Here is a 22191-nt window from a genome sequence, read left to right as displayed (position 1 = left end):
CGCAGGCGATGGTGCGGGCACGATGACGGTGCCACACTTTCCCTGGGCCCGCGGCACGGCGGGGCCGGGACGGACGGTGAGTCATGAGTGAGATCCGCGTGCGGACGGCGTCCGGCCGGTGGATCCTGTCGGCAACGGTTCTCGGGTCGGGTATTGCGGGGATCGACGCGACAGTCGTGAACATCGCGCTACCGACGATCGGCGTGGACCTGGGCACCGATTTCGCAGCCCTTCAGTGGATGGTCACCGGCTACACCCTGACGCTTGCCTCCTTCATCCTCCTCGGCGGCTCCCTGGGCGACAGGTTCGGGCGCCGGCGTATCTTCATCGTCGGTGTCGCCTGGTTCGCGGGTGCCTCCCTGCTGTGTGGGCTGGCCCCGGATGCCGGCTTGCTCATTGCAGCACGCGCCCTGCAGGGGATCGGAGGTGCGCTGCTCACGCCGGGCAGCCTTGCCATCATCCAGGCCAGCTTCGCCGGTGAGGACCGCGCGCGGGCCATCGGCGCCTGGTCGGGACTCGGCGGTGTAGCCACCGCCATCGGGCCCTTCCTCGGCGGCTGGCTCGTGGAGAGTGCCTCCTGGCGCTGGATCTTCCTCATCAACGTCCCCCTCGCCGCCACCGTCATCTGGATCGCGGCTCGGCACGTCCCGGAGACGCGCGACGCCGACGCGACCGGACGGCTCGACACCGCCGGAGCTACCCTCGGGGCGCTGGCACTTGCCGGAACGACGTATGCCCTGATCGAGGCTCCGACCCAGGGGGTCGACTCTCCGGCTGTCCTCGCGTCGGGGGCCCTGGGCCTCGCCGGCGCCATGGCCTTCCTCGTGGTCGAGTGGCGAACCGAGCACCCGATGCTTCCCTTGCGGATCTTCGGCAACCGCCAGTTCAGCGCCACGAACACCGTCACCTTCCTCGTCTACGGCGTCTTCGGCGGTATCTTCTTCCTGCTCGTCGTCCACCTGCAAGTCGTGGCGGGCTTCAGCCCGGTGGTGTCCGGGATCGCGATGCTTCCGATCACGGCACTGATGCTCGTCCTGTCACCCCGCGCGGGAGCGCTCAGCTCCCGGATCGGACCGAGAACACCGATGGCGGTCGGACCGCTGCTGTGCGCTGTGGCACTCGTCCTCATGCTGCGGATCGGGCCGGGGGCGTCCTACCCCGTGGACGTGCTGCCGTCGGTGATCGTGCTGGGTCTCGGTCTGTCGCTGCTCGTTGCTCCCCTCACATCGACCGCGCTGTCCGCCGTGCCGGAACGCCAGGCCGGACTGGCCTCCGGCGTGAACAACGCCGTGGCGCGGGCAGCGGGCCTGATCGCCATTGCCGTCCTGCCGGCCGCCGTGGGACTGACCGGCGACGCCTACAGCAACCCGCAGGTGTTCGAGGCAGGGTTCGACGCCGCGTGTGTGATGGGCGCGGTCGTGCTGGTGCTCAGCGGCGTCCTTGCGGCTGTCACCATCCGGAATCCCGCCCTGGCGGAGAGCGATCATCCTACGCACTGCGCCGTCGACGGCACGCCGGCTGCTCCCGGCGCCCTCCGTGAGGCTCGCGGCGGTGCGGACGAGGCGTGATGTCCCGCCCGGATCCATCGCCGGGTCCGCCGCGTCAGTAGCGGGACGCCGACGCTTCGAGAATCCTGCGCAGGTGATTCTGGTGCCTCGGCCGGCTCACGGCCTCGGGCGGCGCTGTCAGGCGCTCACCCGGTCCTCGTGTTCGCCCGCTCCGCTCTGCAGCCACGCCACGGCGAGGTGGCGCGAGGTGAAGAACCGCGTGGGGCAGGGCGGGGAGTTCACGCCGAGGAAGAAATTGGCGATCATCCTGTCCACCGGCGACGAGCCCAGGAGGGCGATCCGTGACGCGGCGCAGGGTGTGGCGAAGACCGCCCGCGCGTCGCGCGTCACGGTTCTCGTGGTCTCCATGTCCACCAGCATGGGGTGGCCCTCGGCGTCGGCGAGAGCATCGACCGCCAGCATGGCGGCCTGGGCATCCGTCGCGGTGATGGTGCAGTCCTGATCCCACTCGAGGTGGAGGATGCCGTTGGGGAGGAGTTGCAGACCGGCCTTGTCGCCGTCGATGCGCTGAACGGGCATGGAGACCTCCTGGTCGGACCGCTGATGCCTTCCGGGCCGGCCGGCCCCGGGGTCACCCCGTGAGACCGAGGATCAGCGAGCCCCCATCGTAGCGAAGTATCCGGGGATGGCCGTGGTCCCGTCGCCGCCCATGGGCACGGCCTCGATGGTGACGGGTCCGTCGGCCAGCACCTGCCACGCTGCCTCGGGGAACGCCGCGCGGCATTCCTTCGCACCGAACTGGCCGGGTACGGGGATACCGCCGATGGCCTTGCGCAGGGGGAGCGGGATGCTGCCCGGGGCCGCACCGAGACTCTGCATGTAGCTGAGCGGATTGCCCCGGTAATTGGTCTCCGTGAGCAGGAGGCGTCCCTGCCGCCCCACCACGGCGTGAAGGCTCTCCGCGAGCTGTCTGCGCTGACGGGCCCGCAGGACATGGAAGACGCCGCGGACGAACACGTTCATGTCCCCGTATTCCTCGTGCAGCATGTGTCCTGAGTCATGCTCGGTCAGGTCCAGCGTGCGGAAGGAGACGGCCTGCCCGGCGCCCGTCTCCTGCCGGGCCCGCCCGACGGCGCTCCCGGCGATGTCCACGCCGACGGCGGCCGGGAAACGGGGCGCCAGCCAGCGCGTCCACTGCCCGTTGCCGCACCCGACGTCGAGTATCGGCAGCGTGGGGTCCATGGACGCTTCCATCGCCTGCGTGTACTGCTCCGCCTCAGGGCCGATGTCCGCGTCCCAGAGCACCTCGCCCTGCGTGCCTGTTGCCCCGACGCCGCTCCAGTAGCCCTCCCACGCCTTCGCCGGGTCACGGGGCGTGCGCCGGGCGAGGCGCGCGACCTCGGGGACCATCAGGAGTTGTCCGACGATACGCAGCATAGGTCGAGGGTACAGATGCTTCCCGCGCTACAGGGTCACCCAAGGATTTCCACAGGACGCGCCCCGTCGGCCTGCCGTGCGGGGCCGGCCTGCCTATGCTGGCCCTTGCCATGACCGTCATGGCCGGAACAGAGGATGGGGCCCCATGCGGCGCGACACACCCCTCGCCGCCGACAGGCGCGTCGGCGAGCAGTGGGGGCCCACGCGGGTGCTGACCGCCGTGATGGTGAGCCTGCTCGTCGTCTACACCGGTGGGCTCCTCGTCGGGGACCCGGAGACGTTCGAGCCGTTCACCGACGGGTGGCTGTGCGTCCTCACGGAGCTCACCGCCGTGGCCCTCTGCATCGGTGCTGCCGCGCGGACCCGCTTCTCCGACCCGCAGATCCTGCTCGGCACCGGAGCCGTCATCGCCTATACGGCGGGTGACGCCTACTACGCGGCGTCGCTCGACGGGGCCGATTCGCTCGGGTTCACCTCGCTGGCGGACGTGGCGTACCTCGCGTTCTACCCGCTGATGCTGGGATCCCTCGCGGTCGTGCTCGTGCGGAAGCTGCGCGGCCTGATGTGGCCGGTCCTCCTGGACAGCCTTGTCGGAGCGCTCGCGGCGGCCTCGCTCATGGCGCTGCTGCTGGCGCCGATCCTGCAGACCGGCACCGTCGGCGGCACGGTCTTCGAGGTGGCCGTCACCGTCGCCTATCCGCTCCTGGACCTGCTGGTGGTGACCGCCGTCGGCGGGGTCCTGGCGTCGAAGGGCCTCGATATGGGGCCGCGCTGGCCGGTCCTGATCGCCGGGATGATCATCTTCTCGGCCTCCGACGTCGCCTACGCGCTCGGCATCGAGGACTACAGTTCTGGCTCCATCATCGACGCGGGCTGGGTGGCCGGGGTGGTGGCCGTGGCGGCGTGGGTCGACGGCGCGGCAGGGACCGGCCAGGGCTGCAGGAGCCGCGGCGTCCCGGAGCTCGCCGCGCCCCTGGTGTCCACGGCGTCGGCGCTCGCGGTGCTCGTCATCGGCTCCCAGCTGGACATCCCGTTGCTCGCGGTGGTCTTCGCGGCCGCCTCGTTGGGCCTGGCGTCGGTTCCCCTCGCCTTCCGGAACCGGATGCTCGTGATCCTTGCACGGACCGACGAGCTCACGGGCCTGCCGAACCGCCGCGCGCTGCTGACCGACGTCCCCGACCGGTTGGCCGTCGGTGATGCCGGCGCGCTGTTCATCGTCGACCTGGACCGCTTCAAGCACGTGAACGACGCCCTCGGGCACGATGTCGGGGACGCGCTCCTCGTGCAGGTCGGCCGACGGTTCCGGCGGCAGCTGCGCCCGGGTGACCTGCTGGCGCGCCTCGGCGGCGACGAGTTCGCCGTGTTCTTCGACGGGGTGACGGAGGAGGGTGCCGCGGCTGCGGCGCAGAGGCTGGGGGCCGAACTCGCCAGCCCGGTGGAGGTCGGCACGGCCTCCCTGCAGGTCAGCGCCAGCATCGGGATCGCCCTGACCCCGCAGCACGGCACCGACATCAGCCTGCTCATGCGCAAGGCCGACATCGCCATGTTCCGGGCGAAGGCGCAGCGCACCGGATACCACGTGTACGACACGACGGACGACGACGACGGCGAGTTGCGGCTGCAGACCGTCCAGGAGATCCGTACGGCGCTCGCCGAGGACCAGTTCGAACTGCACTACCAGCCGAAGGTCCGGCTGGCGGATCACGAGGTGACCGGGGTGGAAGCCCTCGTGCGCTGGAACCATCCCACGCGCGGGCAGCTTCCGCCGAGCGCGTTCCTCCCGCTCGCCGAGGAGGCGGGCCTGATGCCCCGGCTGTCCTCGCTCATCCTCCGGCGGGCCGTCCGGCGCGTCTCCCGCTGGCGCGCGGAGGGCCTGGACGTCGTCGTCGCCGTGAACATGTCCGGCTCCTGCATCCTCCCGTGCCTCCCGCACGAGATCCTGGGCCTGCTCGAGCAGCACGACGTGCCGGCGTCCAGCCTCATGCTCGAGATCACCGAGGACGTCCTGATGTCCACGCCGACCGGGACCGCGGGGATCCTCGCGCAGCTGCGGGCCGCGGGCGTGCAGATCTCGATCGACGACTTCGGCACCGGGTACAGCTCCCTGGCCTACCTCCGGGACCTTCCCGTCGACGAACTGAAGCTCGACCGCTCCTTCATCACGGCGATGGGGGGCGACCGGCGGGCCGGCGCGCTCGTGGGCTCGATCATCGACATGGCCCACAGCCTGGGCCTCCGCGTGGTCGCGGAGGGCGTCAACGGCGAGGAGACCCGGGAGGAACTGCTGGACCGCGGCTGCGATTTCGGGCAGGGCTTCCACCTCGGCATGCCGCTCCCGGCGTCCGACGTCGGGCCGTGGCTCGCCGCCCGTGTCGTGGCAGCGGGCCGCTGATGGGAACGGTCGCCGGGCAGAGCCGGCGGGACGGGACGGAAAGTACGCAGAACCGCTCCGATGCGCTCGGTGCCGTTACCGACATCTGGCAGGGTATTGGCCATGACACCTGACCCCGATGCGCGTGTCGCGCTCATCATCGAGGACGACGCCGACGTGCGGCAGTTGCTGGTCATGACCCTCGGCATGAACGGCTTCACCACGATCGAGGCCGAGAACGGGCGCCAGGGCGTCGCCCTGGTGCGCGACCGCAGGCCCGACCTCGTGACCCTCGACCTGAACCTCCCCGACATCGACGGCGTGGAGGTGTGCCGCCAGATCCGTCCGCTGACGGACGCCTACGTCATCATGATCACGGCGCGGCAGGACGAGGTCGACCGCCTCATCGGGCTGGAGATCGGGGCGGACGACTTCGTGATCAAGCCGTTCAGCCCCCGCGAGGTGGGGGCGCGGGTGAATGCGATGTTCCGCCGCCCGCGGAGCACCGTGCGGAGCGTCTCCCAGCCCCTGCTGGGCGCGGACGCGCCGCTGCCCCGCCCGGCGCCCCAGGCCGTCCCGGAGCCCGTGGCGGGGATGCTGATCCACGGCCCCCTCAGCATCGACACCGAGGGGCGGATCGCGATGCTCGACGGCGTCGAGCTCCCGCTCACGCGCATCGAGTTCGACCTGCTGGCCACGCTCGTCTCCGGACCCCGCCGGGTCTGGCAACGCGAGACGCTGCTCTCGCGGATCTGGGGTGACGGGTGGGTCAACGACCAGCATCTCGTCGAAGTGCACATCCGGAACCTGCGGAAGAAACTGGGCGAGGACACCAAGGCACCGCGGTTCATCCGGACGGTGCGCGGCGTCGGCTACAGGATGATGCCGCCCAGCGCGGACTGACAGTCCGTCGCGAGGCACCGCAGCCGTGCGATCGCCGGGCCGTGCTCCGCAGGGGTGTCGATGAGTTCCAGGGCGGAGGACGAGGCTTCCGCGAGCAGGCGCGCGCCGACCATGGACGCGCTCGCGTGGAGGCTGAGCAGGGCGACGACGGCGTCGTCCGGTGCCCGCGCGGCGAAGGCGGCTTCCACGGCGCTGATCCGCTGCGGGAGCATCTGCACGAACATCCGTGCGAACTCGAGGGCTCCGGCCGGGTTGGACAGTTCCTCCCCGAGGTTCTCGAGGATCCGCCGGTCGAGCGCGGGAAGCTGTGACACGTCGGTCCTGTCGGTTGGTGGCTGACCCTGCGCGGAGCGGGAGCCCCCTCGTCGAGGCTGCCCGCCGGCTCCGGTGGACGGACCGGAACCGGCGGGACGATCACGGAGGGGTGCTCCTGCGTTCCACTCTGGCCGCCGCCGCTCAAACACGCCGTGGTCTTAGTGCGAAAGAAGACCGAAGAAAGGCCGAAGGCCGCCCGCCCCGTCGTCGTCCGCTGCGTGCCTACGCGAGCATCTCCCGCACCATCGGGATCACCTTCGTGCCGTAGAGCTCGATGCTGTGCATGAGTTTCCCGTGGGGCAGCGGTCCGGCGCTGTACTTCATGTCGAAGCGGTCGATCCCGAGGTGTCGTGCCGTCGCCGCGATCTTCCGTGCGACGGTCTCCGGCGACCCGACGTAGAGGGAACCGGAGTCCGCCTCGTGGTCGAACTCCTCGCGCGTCGTCGGCCCCCAGCCGCGTTCCCGGCCGATGCGGTCGCGCATGATCCGGTTGTCCGGCCACAGTTCCTCGCGCGCCTGGTCGTCGGAGTCGGCGATGTACCCGGGCGAGTGGACGCCGATGGGCAGTGTGGGCCGGCCGAGCTGGTCCAGGGCACGGTGGTACAGGTCCACGTAGGGGGCGAAGCGTGCGGGGTCGCCGCCGATGATCGCGAGCATCAGCGGCATGCCGTAGCGGGCCGCGCGCACCACGGATTCTGGGCTGCCGCCCACGCCGATCCACGTCTTCAGGCGTCCGCCCTCGGTCTTCGGGTAGACCTCGTGGTCCTTCAGGCCGGGACGGGTGCTGCCGGACCAGGTGACGGGCCCTTCCTCGATGAGTTCCGAGAAGAGGTCGAGTTTCTCCTCGAACAGGCGCTCGTAGTCGGACAGCTCGTAGCCGAAGAGCGGGAAGGACTCGGTGAAGGAGCCGCGCCCGAGGATGACCTCGGCGCGGCCGTTCGAGGCGGCGTCGAGCGTGGCGAACCGCTGGTAGACCCGCACCGGATCATCCGAGCTGAGCACTGTCACGGCGGACCCGAGGCGGATGCGCTGCGTCTGCCCCGCGATCGCCGCGAGGACCGTCTCGGGTGCGGAGATGGCGAAGTCGTCGCGGTGGTGCTCGCCGACGCCGATGAAGTCGACACCCACCTGGTCGGCGAGGACGGCCTCGGCGATCACGTTGCGGATGACCTGCGGGTACGGGACGGGGGTGCCGTCCTCACCGCGTGTGACGTCCCCGAAGGTATCCAGTCCGAGTTCCAGTTCGCGTGCCATCGTGGTGCTCCCGTGCTCAGCGTGCGGGCCCGCCCTGGGCCTGCTGGTAGAACGGGCACTCCCCTCCGCTTATTCCATGCATACGTATCTACTTGGGACCCGCCGGAACCCCCTCCGATCGGGTCTGCCGGACCTCCGCGGCCCGGTCCGCCCGGGCGATGCTCGCCGGATCGGCGAGGTCGACGCCGGCACGGGCTGCGGCGGTCCGCGCGGCGGGGGACTCGAGGTCGGGCAGGACGAACCGCTCCGGGAGGATCCGGGCATCCTGCGCGGCGTGGGCGCGCTGGTCGCGGGCCAGCGCGGGGCCGGAGAGCGCGGCGGCCTGCAGCGTTGCTGCGGTCACGGCCACGGGGGCGCCCGTCAGCGCCGGGCCCATCAGGGGGACGTAGCCCGCGGTGTGGCCGGAGCGGTTGGGGTGGTACGAGTCGGAGACGGGGTTGGACAGGCCGTTCAGCCATTCGACGTCGTCGCACACCGCATGTCCCGCGAACGCCGGGGACGGATCCCGGAAGGTGAAACCGGCCGCGCCCGCCGCCGCCGCCGTCGTCCGGTTGAGCAGGTCCGCCGTCGCATTGAGCCGTGCCTCCTCCAGGGGGGAGAACCAGGTGGCCGCGTTGCAGTCCTCGCCGTTGAAGAGACGCGGGTAGCCCGCCACCGTGACGGACGCCTGCGGTGCCCGGGCCCGGATCTGCGCGTACAGCGAGGCGAGGCGCCCGGGGAGCTGCTGGGTGACGACGGCCTGGGCCCGATCGATCGCCGCGGTGCAGTTGCTCATCCACGCCGGCTTCGCGCATTCCGTCAGGACGGCCGTGAACGCGGCGTCGTTGCCGCCGACGCTCACGGACACGTAGGACGTCGCGGGCGTCAGCGCTCCCAGCTGGCCGGCAGCGACGTCGGCGACGGTCGCACCCGAGCAGGCCCGGAAATCCAGGGCGTACCCCCGGGAGCTCGCGATGAGCACCGGAAAGGCGTGGACGGAGCGCTGGCAGGTCGTCCCGTCCGCCAGGTAGGTGCGCGTGCCGGTCCCCGAGGAGTACGAGTCCCCGAGGGCGACGTACGAGGCCGGTGCCGCGGTCGCGGGGGATGCAGGGACGACGACGGCGGCCAGCAGGGCGAGGGAGGCGACGGTGGACCGGAGGCGGGGGATCGTCATTGATACTCCAGGTGCGGACGGGGCTGATGAGGCCACGCTAGTCCTGCGCGGGCGCGCGCGGGAGGGGTCCGACGACGACTCCTGCCCGAACCTTCCCTCGGACGATGCCGGCGGGGTAGGGTTCCGCCCTTTGCCTCCGCTCCGCTGCTCGCGGTACGCTGTGGGACGGCTCACATGCCGCATCATCCCAACTGAATACGCCATCGATCTGCAGCGGGAGAGTTCTGCCGTTGACCACACACCGGCAGGCGCCGTAGGAGCAAATCCTCCCCAGGAATCTCTCAGGCGAACGTACCGCTGCGGCTAGGCAACTCTGGAAAGCAGCCCCGGACGGCGTCCGGCGCTCACCGACGGTGCAAGCAGGCGCGGAGCCCTGCGGAAACTCTCAGGTTCCCTACAGAGCGGGGAGGAACCCGACCAGGCACGCGCGCGCTCGCGCACCACATCCGACGTACGGAGTTCCCATGACTGCCTCCCCCGACATCGCGTCGACCTTCGCCGACCGCCACATCGGTCCGCGTACCTCGGACGCCGGGCACATGCTCGAGGTCCTCGGCTACCCGAGCCTCGACAAGCTCGTGGACCTGGCGGTCCCCGCCAGCATCCGGCTGGATCGGGCACTGGACCTCCCGGCGGCCCTCAGCGAGACGGAGGTCCTGGCGCAGCTGCGCCGCATCGCGGGCCGGAACCGGACGGCCGTCCAGATGATCGGGCAGGGCTACTTCGACACCGTCACGCCGCCCGTCATCCGCCGCAACGTCCTCGAGTCGCCCGCCTGGTACACCGCCTACACGCCCTACCAGCCGGAGATCTCCCAGGGCCGCCTCGAGGCGCTGCTCAACTTCCAGACCATGGTGCAGGACCTCACGGCCCTCGACATCGCCAACGCGTCGCTGCTCGACGAGGCGTCCGCCGTCGCCGAGGCCGTCCTGCTCATGCGCCGTTCAGGCAGGAACAAGGGCCGCACGGTGATCGACGCCGATGCCCTCCCGCAGACCGTCGCCGTCGTCCGAGGCCGCGCGGAGGCGCTCGGATTCGAGGTCGAGGTGGCGGACCTCTCGGACGGCCTGCCCGACGGCGACATCAACGGCGTCGTCCTCCAGCAGCCCGGCGCCTCCGGTGCCCTGCGCGACCACACCGCCGTCATCGGTGCCGCCAGGGAGCGCGGCGCCCTCGTCACGGTCGCCGCCGACCTCCTCGCCCTGACCCTCATCACCGCCCCGGGCGAGCAGGGCGCCGACATCGCGGTCGGCTCCGCGCAGCGCTTCGGCGTCCCCCTCTTCTTCGGTGGCCCCCACGCCGCGTACATGGCGGTCCGCAAGGGCCTCGAGCGCATGCTGCCCGGCCGCCTGGTGGGCGTCTCCAAGGATGCCGACGGCGCCCCCGCCTACCGCCTGGCGCTGCAGACCCGCGAGCAGCACATCCGCCGCGAGAAGGCCACGAGCAACATCTGCACCGCGCAGGCGCTGCTCGCGATCGTCGCCTCCATGTACGCCGTCTACCACGGCCCCGAGGGGCTCAGGGCGATCGCGCGCACCACCCACCGCCGCGCCGTCGCGCTCGCCGCCGCGCTCGAGGGGTCCGAGGCGACCGTGGTGCACGACGCGTTCTTCGACACCCTCCTCGTCCGGGTTCCCGGCAGGGCCGCCGAGTACGCCGACGCGGCGGAGGCCGCCGGCTACAACCTCCGCCGCATCGACGCCGACCACCTCGGCATCTCCTGCGACGAGACGACCACGCCCGAGCACGTCGCCGCCGTCGCCGCCGTCTTCGGTGCAACCGCCGACGCCGCTGCGGCGCACGGCGAGCGGATCCCCGCGGACCTGCACCGCACGTCCGCGTTCATGACGCACCCGGTGTTCTCGCTGCACCGGTCCGAGACGGCCATGCTCCGCTACCTGCGCCGGCTCTCGGACCGGGACCTGGCGCTGGACCGCACCATGATCCCGCTGGGCTCCTGCACCATGAAGCTCAACGCGACGGTCGAGATGGAATCCATCTCCTGGCCCGAATTCGCGTCGATCCACCCGTTCGCGCCGGAGAGCCAGACCGAGGGGTGGCGTGAGCTGGTCACGGACCTCGAGGAGCGGCTCGCGGAGATCACCGGCTACGCGCGTGTCTCCCTGCAGCCCAATGCCGGTTCGCAGGGTGAACTCGCGGGCCTGCTCGCCATCCGCGGCTACCACCGCTCCCGCGGCGACGAGGACCGCACCGTCTGCCTCATCCCGTCCTCGGCGCACGGGACCAACGCGGCGTCGGCCGTGCTCGCCGGCATGAAGGTCGTGGTGGTGGGCACCGCGTCCAACGGCAACATCGACCACGACGACCTCCTCGCGAAGATCGAGCAGCATGCCGGGAACCTCTCCGCCATCATGATCACCTACCCCTCCACGCACGGGGTGTTCGAGGAGGACGTGCGCTGGGTCTGCGAGAAGGTCCACGAGGCCGGCGGCCAGGTCTACATCGACGGCGCCAACCTCAATGCGCTGGTGGGGCTCGCGCAGCCCGGCGAGTTCGGCGGCGACGTCTCCCACCTGAATCTGCACAAGACGTTCTGCATCCCCCACGGCGGCGGCGGACCCGGCGTCGGCCCCGTGGCGGTGGCCGCGCACCTCGCCCCGTTCCTGCCCGGCGACGCGAACCGCGACATCGCCACGGACGGCGGCCCCGGCGCCGAGGGCGGCACGCCGGTCTCCGGATCCATGTACGGCTCGGCCGGTGTCCTGCCGATCTCCTGGGCCTACATCGCGCTCATGGGCTCCGACGGCCTCACCAGCGCCACCGCGCACGCCCTGCTCGCCGCCAACTACGTCGCGGCACGCCTGACCGAGCACTTCCCCGTGCTCTACACCGGGGTGCAGGGGCTCGTGGCCCACGAATGCATCCTGGACCTCCGCCCGCTGACGGCCGCCACCGGCGTCACGGCCGAGGACGTCGCCAAACGCCTCATCGACTACGGCTTCCACGCTCCCACACTGTCCTTCCCGGTCGCGGGGACGCTCATGGTGGAACCGACGGAATCCGAGGACCTCGCCGAGCTGGACCGCTTCATCGACGCCATGATCGCCATCAGGGGCGAGATCGACCGCGTGGCGGCCGGCGAGTTCAGCATCGAGCAGAGCCCGCTCCGGCAGGCACCCCACACCGCGCGGGTCCTCGTCGCCGACGAGTGGGCGCAGGCCTACCCGCGCGAACTCGCCGCCTACCCGCTGCGCTCGCTGCACCACGACAAGTACTTCCCGCCGGTGCGCAGGATCGACGGCGCCCACGGCGACCGCAATCTCGTGTGCTCCTGCCCGCCCATCGAAGCCTTCGAAGACTAGGAGACCGACCATGAGCGAGCAGAGCAAGCACACGGCCCTGTACACCCGGCACGAGGCGCACGGAGCGTCCTTCACGGACTTCGGCGGGTGGCAGATGCCCCTGAAGTACCGGAGTGAACTCGAGGAGCACCACACGGTCCGCCGGGCGGCCGGCCTCTTCGACCTGTCCCACATGGGCGAGGTCCTCGTCAGCGGCCCCCAGGCCGCCGCGTTCCTCAACTACGCCCTCGTCAGCAACCTCGCTGTGATGATCGTCGGCAAGGCCAAGTACTCCCTGATCTGCACCGCCGACGGCGGGGTGATCGACGACCTCATCACGTACCGGCTCGCGGAGGACACCTTCCTCGTGGTGCCGAATGCCTCCAACGCGGCCGTCGTCGCCGAGGAACTGCGCCAGCGCGCCAAGGGATTCGACGTCGCCGTCGAGGACCAGTCCGACACCACGGCCCTCGTCGCCGTGCAGGGCCCCACCGCCGAGGCCGTCCTCCTCGACCTGGCGCGCCCCGAGGACGCGGACACCATCCGCGACCTGAAGTACTACGCCGCCGTGGAGGTGGAACTCGCGGGGCTCCCGGTCCTGCTGGCCCGCACGGGATACACCGGTGAGGACGGCTTCGAGATCTTCATCGGCACCAGCTTCGCGGTGCGCCTGTGGGACGCCGCCCTGGAGGCCGGGGGCGCCCACGGGCTCCTTCCCTGCGGCCTGGCGGCCCGCGACTCGCTCCGGCTGGAAGCCGGCATGCCGCTGTACGGGCACGAACTCGGGCTCGACACCAATCCCTTCGAGGCCGGCCTCGGCCCCGTGGTCAGCACCAAGAAGGCCGACGACTTCGTGGGCCGCGCCGTGCTCGAGCCCCTCAAGGCCGTCGAACCCGCCCGTCGCCTCGTGGGGCTGCGCGCCGTCGGGCGCCGTTCCGCCCGCGCCGGGTACGAGGTCGTCGTCAACGGTTCCCCCGTCGGCACCGTCACCTCCGGACTGCCCAGCCCGACCCTCGGCTACCCGATCGCCCTGGCCTACGTGGACGCCGCGCACGCCGCCGTCGGCAGCGAGGTGCAGGTGGACCTCCGTGGCCGGCCGGAGCCCTTCACCGTGATCCCCACCCCGTTCTACCGGCGCGAGAAGGCTGCCGGTACCCCGCAATGACGATCAGCGCCTTCGACCTCTTCAAGATCGGGATCGGCCCCTCCAGTTCGCACACCGGCGGGCCGATGACCGCCGCCCACCTCTTCACCGGGCTGCTCGCCACGAAGGGCGTGCTGGCCGACGTGGAGCGCGTGCAGGTTGATCTCTTCGGTTCCCTCGGTGTGACGGGCCACGGCCACGGTACGGTGAAGGCCGTGCTGCTGGGGCTGGAGGGTGACCAGCCGCACCTCGTCGACCCGACGTCCGCCGATGCCCGCGTGGCGTACATCGGGGAGTGCCGGTCCCTCAACCTCGCGGGTCGTCGACGCATCACCTTCGACCCGGAGACGGATGTGCTCCTGCACCGCGGCCGGCGCCTCGACTACCACACCAATGGCATGCGCTTCTCGGCATACACCGCCGGCGCAGAACCTGTGCTTACAAGGGAATACTTCTCCGTGGGGGGCGGGTTCGTCCTCGACGAGGACGAGATCGGCTCGGAGACGGCTGTCTTGCCGGCCGTCCCGGTGTCCCATCCGTTCGACACCGCGGACCAGCTGCTGGATCTCTGCCGGCGGACCGGCTGGTCCTTCTCCGACGTCGTCCTCGCCAACGAACTGTCCTGGCGGACCGAGGCCGAGGTCCGGGAGGGGTTGCTCGCCATCTGGGCCGTCATGCAGGACACCATCCGGCGCGGCACCACGACGGGCGGGATCCTCCCCGGCGGACTGGGCGTCCGGCGCAGGGCCGAGCGGCAGCGGCAGCTCCTCGAGAAGGCCGACGATCCGAACGACCGCCTCGGCACGACGGAATGGGTCACGCTCTTCGCGCTGGCCGTCAACGAGGAGAACGCGGCCGGCGGCCGCGTGGTCACGGCTCCGACCAACGGCGCGGCCGGCATCATCCCGGCGGTCCTGAAGTACTACGTGGACTTCGTCCCCGGAGCGGACGAGGACGGCGTCGTCCGGTTCCTGCTCGCGGCGACCGCCATCGGCTCGCTGTTCAAGCAGAACGCCTCGATCTCGGGCGCCGAAGTGGGCTGCCAGGGCGAGGTCGGCTCGGCGTGCGCGATGGCGGCCGGGGCGCTGGCCGAGGTGCTCGGGGGAACCCCCGAGCAGGTCGAGAACGCCGCCGAGATCGGGATCGAACACAACCTCGGGCTGACCTGCGACCCCGTGGGCGGGCTCGTGCAGATCCCGTGCATCGAACGCAACGCCGTCGGGGCGATGAAGGCGATCACCGCCGCGCGGATGGCCGTCCGCGGTGACGGGCAGCACCACGTCTCGCTCGACGTCGCCATCAAGACCATGCGGGACACCGGCGCCGACATGATGGACAAGTACAAGGAGACCGCGCGCGGCGGGCTGGCCCTGAACGTCGTGGAGTGCTGAGCGCTCGTGCCTGACCTCCCGGTCCGGATCGAGGTCATCCCCGGCGACGGCCTCGAGGACCGGCTCCGGGCGCACCTGCCCGCCCCCGCCGTCGTCACCGTGACCTGCCTGCCGCACCACGGGCCGCGGGAGGCCGTGGACACCGCAGTGCGACTGGCGGCTTCCGGGTACACGGCGATCCCGCACCTGGCCGCACGGTCCGTCGGCGGGCGGTCCGAGCTCGCCGACCACGTGGCGCGGTGTATGGACGCGGGGATCGGTGACGTGTTCGTGGTCGGCGGGGATGCCGCGCACGCGGCGGGCCCCTATGCCTGGAGCGGCGCGCTGATGGAGGACATCGCGGAGCTCTCCGGCGGGGCGCTGCGCCTGGGCGTCGCGGCGTACCCGGAAGGGCACCCGGACACCCCGGACGAGGAGCTCACGAGGACGCTGCTGGCGAAGCAGGTCCTGGCCTCCTGGTGCGTCACCCAGCTCTGCTTCTCCCCGGACACCCTGCGCGCCTATGCGTCCCGGCTCCGGGGGGACGGGGTCGCGCTGCCGGTCTGGGCGGGGATCCCCGGACCCGTCCGCGTCAGCCGCCTGCTCCGGCTGGCGGGGACGATCGGGGTGGGACAGTCGGTCGGGTTCCTCCGGCGCTCCGCCGGCGGTGCCGACGCAGGGTCCGTGGTCCGGCAGTTGCTGTCCTCGGCCTCCTACGATCCGGCACCCCTGGTGGCCGCGCTCGACGGCGCCGGATACGCGGGGCTCCACCTGTACAGCTTCAACGACCTCGCCGGACTCGCGGCGTCAGGGGTGGCGCGCCCCGTCCGGTGAGCCGGCGTCCCCAGCAGGCTCGGCGCCGGTCGGGTCCCGCTCACAGGAAAGGCCGCCCCGAAGGACGGCCGTACCTCGACCAGGAGGGTCCCGGAGTCCGGGGTCAGACGGCGGCGGCGGCCGGCTTCTGCCGCTGCGGAGCGAGTTCGCCGATGATGCCGCGCAGGAGGCTGCGGAGTTCGAAGGACTCGAGTCCCTCGCCGACCATCAGCGTGCGCTCGATGTCCTCGGCCTTCGCGAGCGCTTCGATGCCCGCCTGGGTGATGGTGATGCGCTGGCTGCGGCGGTCGATGCTGTCACGGATGCGGGAGATGAACCCCTGGCGTTCGAGCTTCTCGATCGTCTTGCCGATCGTCTGGGCCTGGACGTGGACGGCGAGAGCCAGCTTCGCGCCGGTCATGGTGCCCACCCGGGACAGCACACCGAGGGTGGTGTAACCGGCATGGGTGATCCCGATGTCGAGCAGGCGCTCGTTCCACGCGTGGTCCACGAGGCGGGCGGCGGTGGTGAGCAGGCGGCTGGTGGACCACTCTTCCAATTCAGACATACGATCTTCCTCCCGAAGACTTGGAGCACCCTGCCGGCGCCGGCAATCGCACTACACCCACTATGCGCTTCGATCTTCAAGTTTTCCCGACGGTCCGTCCGAAGCTTCCGGCAAGAAGACCGCCGGCGCGAGGTCCCGGCGCCGGCTGAAGGCCATGACCTCGGCGGCGACGCGGTCGGCCGCGGAATGCTGCACGACGTGCGGCTGACCGGGGATCTCGACCAGGGCGCCGTTCCGGGCACGGGCCGCGAGCTCCTGGCACCAGCGCCGTCGCGCGACCGGATCCCGGCCGCCCCGCACCACCAGGACGGGGCACTGCAGGCGCTCGACGGCGCGCTCCAGGGGGTACTCCATCATGGGCCGCAGCTGGCGGAGGTACCATCGCGTGCCGGTCTGCAGGTAGTCCCTGCAGACGATCCGATTGGCGGACGGGCTCTCGCGGAACGTGTCGTGGGCGAGGGAGACGGCCTGCTGGAGGACGGTGCGGCGCAGCCGGTCCACCACCGGTCCGATCAGGACGACCCGCTCCGCCAGGGCCGGGGACTGCAGGGCGGCCTCCGTGACGAACTGCACGCCCATCGAGTGCCCGACCAGGGTGCAGGACCGGATGCCGAGCGCCCCGAGCGCTTCGACGATCAGCGCGGCATGGTCCTCGACGCCGAGCGGCGTCCGGGGCCGGGGGTCCGGGCCGTACCCCGGAAGATCCACCGCATGCACGACGGCGTCGACCGCCAGCTCGGCGCGCAGCCGGTCGAGGTAACGGTGGGTCATGCCCAGCCCGTGCACGAGGACGTAGGGGCTGCGCGGGGAGACCGGGGTCTCGGGCCCGGGGGTGGTGCGGATGCGGAGGGTGTGGCCGCCCACCTGCACGGTTCGGAGTATGGTCGGCTGCATCGGGGCAGTCTACGGGCACGTCTCAACCCTGCCTCACGTTCTGTTCACGGTCAGGTCAACTCCCGCGCACGGGAGGCCGCATTCTGTGAAAGTCTTGTCGTATGTCCGTTCCCACGCCGCAGCGCTCGGCGCTCATCGTCGAGGATGATCCGGATATCCGGGACCTGCTGGCGACGACCCTGCGCATGAACGGATTCACGGTCATCGAAGCGTCCTCGGGGTTCGAGGGCCTGGCCGCCCTGAAGGAGCACCGACCGGACCTCATCACCCTCGACCTGAACCTGCCGGATCTCGACGGCGTGGAGGTCTGCCGCCAGTGTCGGGCCGTCAGCGACGCCTACATCGTGATGGTGACCGCCCGGCAGGACGAGATCGACCGGCTGATCGGCCTGGAGATCGGGGCTGACGACTTCATCGGGAAGCCCTTCAGCCCGCGGGAGTTCTCCGCCCGCGTCTCGGCGATGTTCCGCCGCCCCCGCACCGCGTCGCCGCAGCAGGAGCCGTCGGAGCCCGAGGCGGACGGCCTGCTGCGGCACGGCGAGCTCACCATGGACGTGGAGGGGCGCATGGTGACCCTGGCGGGCCAGGAGCTGGCGCTGACCCGCATCGAATTCGACCTCCTCGAGACGCTCCTCACCGGCGCGCACCGCGTGTGGACGCGGGAGGCGCTGCTCAACCGCGTGTGGGGGGACGGCTGGAGCCAGGACCACCACCTCGTCGAGGTGCACATCCGCAACCTGCGCAAGAAGCTCGGGGAGGACATGGCCAACCCCCGCTTCATCCGCACCGTCCGCGGCGTCGGGTACCGCATGATGCCGGGGGACCCCCGGCGCTGAGCGTGACCGGCCTCGTCCCCGCGCCGTCCCGGGCGCGGCCTCGACTTGTCGCCGGATGAAACACTTGGATCGTGGCACATCTCGACATCTCCGGTATCGACTACTTCCTCTCCGACGGCAGGCAGCTCCTCAACGGCGTGGCCTTCAGGGTCGGCGACGGCCACAAGACGGCCCTGATCGGCCCCAACGGCACCGGCAAGACGACCCTCCTGCGCATCATCTCCGGGGACCTGTCCCCCGACGAGGGCTCGGTGAGCCGCTCGGGGGCGATGGGCATCATGCGGCAGTTCGTCGGCCAGGTGCGCGACGACTCGACGGTCCGGGACCTCCTCGTCTCCGCCGCGCCCCCCATGCTCGCGGCGGCCGCGCAACGGATCGACGACGCCGAACTGGCCATGATGGAGACCGACGACGAACCCACGCAGATGGCGTACGCGCAGGCGATCGCCGACTGGGGTGACGCGGGCGGCTACGAGCTGGAGACCACATGGGACGAGGTCACGATGGCCGCCCTCGGTATCCCGTTCGATCGCGCGCAGTACCGTGCGGCGTCGTCGCTCTCGGGTGGGGAGCAGAAGCGCCTCGTGCTGGAGGCCCTGTTCTCGGGCCCCGACGAACTCCTGCTCCTGGACGAGCCCGACAACTACCTGGACGTGCCCGGCAAGCGCTGGCTGGAGGTGAAGCTCCGGGAGTCGAAGAAGTCGGTGCTGTTCGTCAGCCACGACCGCGAGCTGCTCGCCAACGCGGCCACCCGCATCGTGACGCTGGAGCCCGGAGCCCTCGGGGCGTCGTCGTGGACCCACGGCGGAGGGTTCGAGACCTACCTGAAGGCGCGGGAGGACCGCAACGCGCGGTTCGAGGAACTGCGCAAGCGCTGGGACGAGGAGCACCTCAAGCTCAAGGAACTCGTCAACATGTACAAGAACAAGGCGGCGTTCCGCTCGGACATGGCCAACCGGTACCACGCGGCGCAGACGCGGCTCGCGAAGTTCCTCGAGGCCGGGCCGCCGGAGGCCATCCCCCTCGAGCAGAACGTGTCGATGCGGCTGGCGGGCGGACGGACCGCGAAGCGCGCCGTCGTCGCCCGGAAGCTCGAACTCACGGGCCTCATGAAGCCCTTCAGCACCGAGATCTGGTTCGGTGACAGGGTGGGCGTCCTCGGATCCAACGGCTCGGGGAAATCGCACTTCCTGCGGTTGCTCGCGAGCGGCGGGTCCGACCCGGACAAGGAGCACCAGCCCGTGTCCGACGTCGACATCGCCGCCGTGCCGCACGAGGGCTCCGTGAAGCTGGGTGCGCGGATCCGCCCCGGGTTCTTCGCCCAGACACACTCCCGCCCGGATCTGCTCGGGCGGACCCTCATCGACATCCTCCACCGGGGCGACGAGCACCGGTCGGGGCTCGGCCGGGAGGCCGCGTCCGCCGTGCTCGACCGCTACGGACTCGCCCCGCAGGCCGAGCAGCCGTACGACTCCCTGTCCGGCGGCCAGCAGGCCCGCCTGCAGATCCTGCTGCTGGAACTCTCCGGCGCCACCCTCCTGCTGCTGGACGAGCCCACGGACAACCTGGACCTGCATTCGGCGGAGGCGCTCGAGCACGCCATCGACGCCTTCGAGGGGACGGTCATCGCCGTCACCCACGACCGCTGGTTCGCGCGGAGCTTCGACCGCTTCCTGGTCTTCGGCTCCGACGGCAAGGTGTACGAGACGAAGGAACCCGTCTGGGACGAGAGCCGCGTCGTCCGCGCACGCTAGGACCCGTCGTCCACACGTCCTCCACACGCTGTCCACAGACTTATCCCCAACCGGTGGATAAGTAGCGCCGTCCTCCGCACCCGCCTGAACGCGTCCGATCGGCCACCTTCTCGTACGAGCGGAACGCCGAGCCCGAGGACCGGCTGCCCCGGGAGCTGGAGCAGGACGCACGGCACCTCACCATCAGGGCCACCGTGACCGTCACGGCCGAGGCGATCGAGGTCGGCCTGGAGAGGAAGGACGTGCGGGCGACATCCGTTTGGAGTGCGGCGGCGGCGGCCCCTACGGTTGCAGGATGAAGCCCTCGGTCCGAGCCGCCATGGTCGCCACGTACATCATCTTCGGGCTCAACGGCCTCGTGTTCGCCAGCTGGGCCGCACGGATCCCCGCAGCCTCGAGCACCCTGGGCCTCAGCTCCGGCCAGACGGGCACGATCCTGCTCGTCGGAGCCATCGGCTCGGTCCTGTCCCTGCCGCTCGCGGGCCTCGCCTCCGCGCGTTTCGGCACCGGGAACACGGTGCGCCTCGGGGGAACCGCGGCTGCGCTGGCGGCGCTCGTCGTCGCGGCCGGCCTCCTCGCCGTCTCCGTCCCCGTGGTCGCCGTCGGGCTGTTCCTCTTCGGCAGCGGCGTCGCCCTGTGGGACGTGGGACAGAACATCGAGGGGGCCGACGTCGAACGCAGGGTGGGCCGGACCATCATGCCGCGCTTCCACGCCGCCTTCAGCGGCGGCGCCTTCCTGGGCGCCCTGATCGGGGCGGGACTGTCGGCGCTCGACGTCCCGCTCGCGGCGCACCTCGTGGCGGTGGCGGCCCTCAGCCTGGCGGTGTCGCTGTGGACGCCGCGCTACTTCCTGCCGGACACCGCGGTCGGCGGGGCCGTGGCCGCCGCGACGTCGGGCCGGTCCGGGAGCAGGGGCCTCGGCGCGTGGGGCGAGTCCAGGACCCTGCTGATCGGCCTCGTCGTGCTGGGTGCCGCACTGACCGAGGGTGCCGCGAACGACTGGGTGGCGAAGGCCACCGTGGACGGCCTGGGGACCACGGAGAGCACCGGAGCGCTCATGTTCGCCGTCTTCGTCGCCGCCATGACGGGGCTGCGTTTCGTCGGCGGCCCCCTGATCGACCGGTTCGGCCGGGTGCGCGTCCTCCAGGCCAGCCTGGGCTCCTCCCTCGGGGGACTCGTCCTGTTCGTCGTCGCGCCCAACGTGCCGCTGGCCGCCGTCGGTGCCATCCTCTGGGGTGCAGGGGCCGCCCTCGGCTTCCCCATGGGGATGTCCGCCGCGGCGGACGAGCCAGAGCGTGCCGCCGCGCGGGTCTCGGTGGTGTCCACCATCGGGTATACGGCATTCCTCGCCGGCCCGCCGCTCCTCGGGTTCCTGGGGGACGCGGTCGGGATACGCACCGCCCTGCTCGCCGTGGGGGTCGCCGTCCTGGCGTCCTTCCTCGTCGCGCCCACCGCCCGTGAGCGGACCGTCGCCCGCGAGGCATTGCGGACAACTCCTGACCGAATCCCCTAGGAAACGCCGGAGAACGGGCCCTACCCTTTTCCCCATGGCGATCATCGAGGCAGAAGGACTCAAGAAGACGTATTCGTCGAAGAGCGGCCCCGTGCATGCTCTCGACGGCATGAACCTCTCCGTTCCCCAGGGGACGGTCAAGGCCCTGCTGGGGCCCAACGGCGCGGGGAAGACCACCGTGGTCAAGATCCTCACCACGCTCATCCAGCCGACCGAGGGCACCGCGCGCCTCGACGGCATCGATGTCCGGCGGAACCCGAAGGCCGCCCGCCGGATCATCGGCGTCTCCGGCCAGTACGCGGCCGTCGACGAGAACCTCACCGGCCTCGAGAACCTCGAGATGGTGGGCCGGCTGTACCACCTCGGCGCGCGGGACGCACGACGCCGGGCACAGGAACTGATCGACCAGTTCGAGCTCACGGAAGCCGGCAACCGTCCGGTCAAGGGCTTCTCCGGCGGCATGCGACGCCGGATCGACCTGGCCGGGGCGCTGGTCATCAACCCCAAGATCCTCTTCCTCGACGAGCCGACGACGGGCCTCGATCCCCGGAGCCGCCTCTCCCTGTGGGGCGTCATCAAGGACCTCGTCCAGGACGGCACCACGCTGCTCCTGACCACGCAGTACCTCGAGGAGGCGGATCAGCTCTCGGACGACATCGCCGTGATCGACGGGGGCAGGACCATCGCCGAGGGCACCTCGGACCAGCTGAAGGCGCAGATCGGCGGGCACCGCGTCGTGGTGTCGCTCGTCGACGCCGCCGACGCCGGAACCGCGACGGAGGTCCTCGCACGCCACGGCGAGGGCGTGCCCGTGGTCGGCGCCGACGGCCGGAGCATCGAGGTGGCCGTCACCCAGGGTCCGCGCGCCCTCCAGTACATCCTGTCCGATCTCGGGGAGCGCGGGATCCCCCTGCACGACGCCGGCATGCGGCGCCCGAGCCTCGACGACGTGTTCCTCAAGCTGACGGGGCACCGCGCCGAGGACGCCGAGCAGCCGGCACCCCAGAAGGAGGCAGCAGCATGAGCGTCCTGGCGCCCGAGGACCGGCAGCCCGAG

18 protein-coding genes and 1 riboswitch are annotated in these 22191 nt (G+C 71.1%); of the genes, 11 read left to right on the top strand and 7 right to left on the bottom strand.

Features of this window, described 5'->3' with window-relative positions; translation table 11 throughout:
- The first annotated feature begins 83 nt into the window (after positions 1 to 83).
- Positions 84 to 1568, top strand: a complete 1485-nt coding sequence (locus tag ACX80P_RS11880) for an MFS transporter (protein WP_459278306.1) — start codon at positions 84 to 86, stop codon at positions 1566 to 1568.
- 117 nt (positions 1569 to 1685) lie between these two features.
- Here ACX80P_RS11880 and ACX80P_RS11875 read toward each other — a convergent pair whose 3' ends face one another.
- Both ACX80P_RS11875 and ACX80P_RS11870 read right to left on the bottom strand, forming a co-directional pair.
- Positions 1686 to 2087 (bottom strand): DUF7793 family protein, encoded by a 402-nt coding sequence (locus ACX80P_RS11875; RefSeq protein ID WP_459278305.1) that lies wholly within the window; start codon positions 2085 to 2087, stop codon positions 1686 to 1688.
- 72 nt (positions 2088 to 2159) lie between these two features.
- Positions 2160 to 2945: a class I SAM-dependent methyltransferase gene (locus ACX80P_RS11870; RefSeq protein WP_459278304.1), complete on the bottom strand. Its 786-nt coding sequence runs from the start codon at positions 2943 to 2945 to the stop codon at positions 2160 to 2162.
- 145 nt (positions 2946 to 3090) lie between these two features.
- On the opposite strand from ACX80P_RS11870, the gene ACX80P_RS11865 reads away from it, so the two are divergent.
- Positions 3091 to 5337 (top strand): putative bifunctional diguanylate cyclase/phosphodiesterase, encoded by a 2247-nt coding sequence (locus tag ACX80P_RS11865; protein WP_459278303.1) that lies wholly within the window; start codon positions 3091 to 3093, stop codon positions 5335 to 5337.
- A gap of 102 nt (positions 5338 to 5439) precedes the next feature.
- Positions 5440 to 6219, top strand: coding sequence for a response regulator transcription factor (locus ACX80P_RS11860; protein ID WP_459278302.1), 780 nt, complete (start codon positions 5440 to 5442; stop codon positions 6217 to 6219).
- On the opposite strand, the gene ACX80P_RS11855 is transcribed toward ACX80P_RS11860, so the two are convergent.
- The 3 genes from ACX80P_RS11855 to ACX80P_RS11845 all read right to left on the bottom strand — a co-directional run bounded on the left by ACX80P_RS11855 (position 6189) and on the right by ACX80P_RS11845 (position 8941).
- Complete coding sequence (locus tag ACX80P_RS11855; RefSeq protein WP_459278301.1) at positions 6189 to 6533, bottom strand: hypothetical protein; 345 nt, start codon at positions 6531 to 6533, stop codon at positions 6189 to 6191. The two genes, ACX80P_RS11860 and ACX80P_RS11855, sit on opposite strands and share 31 nt — an antisense overlap.
- A gap of 223 nt (positions 6534 to 6756) precedes the next feature.
- Complete coding sequence (locus ACX80P_RS11850; protein WP_459278300.1) at positions 6757 to 7788, bottom strand: LLM class flavin-dependent oxidoreductase; 1032 nt, start codon at positions 7786 to 7788, stop codon at positions 6757 to 6759.
- Between the two features lie 88 nt (positions 7789 to 7876).
- Positions 7877 to 8941 carry an SGNH/GDSL hydrolase family protein gene (locus ACX80P_RS11845; protein ID WP_459278299.1) on the bottom strand — a complete coding sequence of 355 codons (1065 nt, stop codon included), beginning with the start codon at positions 8939 to 8941 and terminating at the stop codon, positions 7877 to 7879.
- A 204-nt stretch (positions 8942 to 9145) separates the two neighbouring features.
- Positions 9146 to 9248: riboswitch (glycine riboswitch) on the top strand.
- A 157-nt stretch (positions 9249 to 9405) separates the two neighbouring features.
- Between ACX80P_RS11845 and gcvP the strand changes: the two genes are divergently transcribed.
- The 4 genes from gcvP to ACX80P_RS11825 are packed head-to-tail and all read left to right on the top strand — an operon-like array spanning position 9406 to position 15591.
- On the top strand, positions 9406 to 12264 hold the full coding sequence (gcvP, locus tag ACX80P_RS11840; protein WP_459278298.1) for an aminomethyl-transferring glycine dehydrogenase: 2859 nt from the start codon (positions 9406 to 9408) through the stop codon (positions 12262 to 12264).
- 10 nt (positions 12265 to 12274) lie between these two features.
- The gene (gene gcvT / locus ACX80P_RS11835) at positions 12275 to 13408 is read left to right on the top strand and encodes a glycine cleavage system aminomethyltransferase GcvT (RefSeq protein ID WP_459278297.1); all 1134 of its coding nucleotides are present in this window, start codon (positions 12275 to 12277) and stop codon (positions 13406 to 13408) included.
- The gene (locus tag ACX80P_RS11830) at positions 13405 to 14778 is read left to right on the top strand and encodes an L-serine ammonia-lyase (RefSeq protein ID WP_459278296.1); all 1374 of its coding nucleotides are present in this window, start codon (positions 13405 to 13407) and stop codon (positions 14776 to 14778) included. Before gcvT ends, ACX80P_RS11830 begins: the two co-directional genes overlap by 4 nt.
- A 6-nt stretch (positions 14779 to 14784) precedes the next feature.
- A complete protein-coding gene (locus tag ACX80P_RS11825; RefSeq protein ID WP_459278295.1) occupies positions 14785 to 15591 on the top strand; it encodes a methylenetetrahydrofolate reductase in 807 nt (268 codons plus the stop codon).
- A 103-nt stretch (positions 15592 to 15694) separates the two neighbouring features.
- On the opposite strand, the gene ACX80P_RS11820 is transcribed toward ACX80P_RS11825, so the two are convergent.
- Positions 15695 to 16138, bottom strand: coding sequence for a MarR family winged helix-turn-helix transcriptional regulator (locus tag ACX80P_RS11820; protein WP_459278294.1), 444 nt, complete (start codon positions 16136 to 16138; stop codon positions 15695 to 15697).
- Between the two features lie 60 nt (positions 16139 to 16198).
- Entirely contained in the window at positions 16199 to 17032 is an 834-nt protein-coding gene (locus tag ACX80P_RS11815; RefSeq protein ID WP_459278293.1) for an alpha/beta fold hydrolase, read from the bottom strand.
- 101 nt (positions 17033 to 17133) lie between these two features.
- Here ACX80P_RS11815 and ACX80P_RS11810 point away from each other — a divergent pair, with 101 nt between their 5' ends.
- From ACX80P_RS11810 to ACX80P_RS11795, 4 genes are all read left to right on the top strand, one after another.
- Positions 17134 to 17868: a response regulator gene (locus tag ACX80P_RS11810; RefSeq protein ID WP_459278292.1), complete on the top strand. Its 735-nt coding sequence runs from the start codon at positions 17134 to 17136 to the stop codon at positions 17866 to 17868.
- 71 nt (positions 17869 to 17939) lie between these two features.
- Positions 17940 to 19622, top strand: a complete 1683-nt coding sequence (locus ACX80P_RS11805) for an ABC-F family ATP-binding cassette domain-containing protein (protein ID WP_459278291.1) — start codon at positions 17940 to 17942, stop codon at positions 19620 to 19622.
- A gap of 295 nt (positions 19623 to 19917) precedes the next feature.
- Positions 19918 to 21135 carry an MFS transporter gene (locus tag ACX80P_RS11800; RefSeq protein WP_459278290.1) on the top strand — a complete coding sequence of 406 codons (1218 nt, stop codon included), beginning with the start codon at positions 19918 to 19920 and terminating at the stop codon, positions 21133 to 21135.
- Positions 21136 to 21169: 34 nt separating this feature from the next.
- Positions 21170 to 22159: an efflux ABC transporter ATPase subunit, DrrA-related gene (locus tag ACX80P_RS11795; RefSeq protein WP_459278289.1), complete on the top strand. Its 990-nt coding sequence runs from the start codon at positions 21170 to 21172 to the stop codon at positions 22157 to 22159.
- Positions 22160 to 22191: the final 32 nt, after the last annotated feature.

The sequence above is a fragment of the Arthrobacter arabinosi genome, assembly GCF_054511115.1.
The sequence above is the reverse complement of the archived record's forward strand: the minus strand, read 5'-3'. Positions and strand labels throughout refer to the sequence as shown.